This window comes from Brevibacterium sp. HMSC22B09, from assembly GCF_001806795.1.
In the GTDB taxonomy this organism is placed as follows: Bacteria; Actinomycetota; Actinomycetes; order Actinomycetales; family Brevibacteriaceae; genus Brevibacterium; species Brevibacterium ravenspurgense.
Map to the genome: position 1 here is coordinate 1 of NZ_KV786020.1, position 1,094 is coordinate 1,094.

General features: G+C 56.1%; 1 protein-coding gene. It reads left to right on the forward strand.

Annotated elements, in window-relative coordinates:
• Positions 1 to 112 precede the first annotated feature (112 nt).
• Positions 113 to 1,094: IS481 family transposase (locus HMPREF3087_RS10400; protein WP_083272073.1), on the forward strand; the 982-nt coding region annotated here is incomplete at its 3' end.

The following is a 1,094-nucleotide window of genomic DNA, read 5'->3' on the forward strand; positions in this document are numbered from 1 at the left end:
TGTACTAACCGGGGACGTTGGTTGAGTTTGTGTGTTGCGGTGGCATAGGGAAGACCTCTGGTGTGGAATGAAGGTGCTCTAATCCGCTCACTCGACACAAGAGGTCTTCTTGATGGTCCACTCTAATGCAGCGTTGACTCCTCGTCATCGTTTGAAAGTTGCCAAGCTCGTTGTTGAACACGGCGTGCCGATTGCTGAAGTAGCTGCTCGTTTTCAGTGTTCGTGGCCAACGGTCAAACGGTGGGTTGAACGCTATCGCAATGGTGAAGGCATGCAGGATCGTTCTTCCCGACCCCGCACAAGCCCGAATAAGACCACGTCTAAGGTGGTCAAACGCATCGTGTCGCTGCGGTTGCGTAAACGCATCGGACCTGCGCAGTTGGCTGTTCTGTGCGGTGTGGCGCCGTCAACAGCGCATCAGGTGCTTACACGCTGCCGGCTGAACCGGCTGTCGTATCTTGACCGTGCCACCGGTGAGGTCGTGCGTCGTTATGAACATGATCAGCCGGGGGACTTACTCCATGTGGATGTGACGAAGTTCGGCAAGATCCCCGATGGTGGTGGGTGGCGGTTTGTCGGCAAGGCTCAGGGTTTCCTCAACCGGGCAAAGACAGAAGGCAAGCCACAGGATCGGTCCAGACACTCCGCGTTGGGATACTGCTTTGTCCACACCGTGGTCGATGACCATTCCCGGGTGGCGTACGCAGAGATCCACGATGATGAAAAGGCCGTCACCGCAGCAGGGGTGTTGCGCCGGGCGACTGCATGGTTCGCAGACCGCAATGTTCACGTCAAGAGAGTCATCAGTGATAACGGGTCGTGTTACCGATCAACACTGTGGCAGCAAACGTGTGCTGAGCTGGGCATCACTCCGAAATGGACACGACCCTACCGACCGCAGACGAACGGCAAGATCGAACGCTTTCACCGAACGCTCACAGATGGGTGGGCATATGCCAGGTGCTACCAATCAGAAAACGAACGCAACAACGCACTTGGCAAATGGCTCCACGACTATAATCACCACCGACCCCATTCCGCATGCGGAGGCCAGCCACCAATCACACGATTAACTAACCTCCCCGATCAGTACA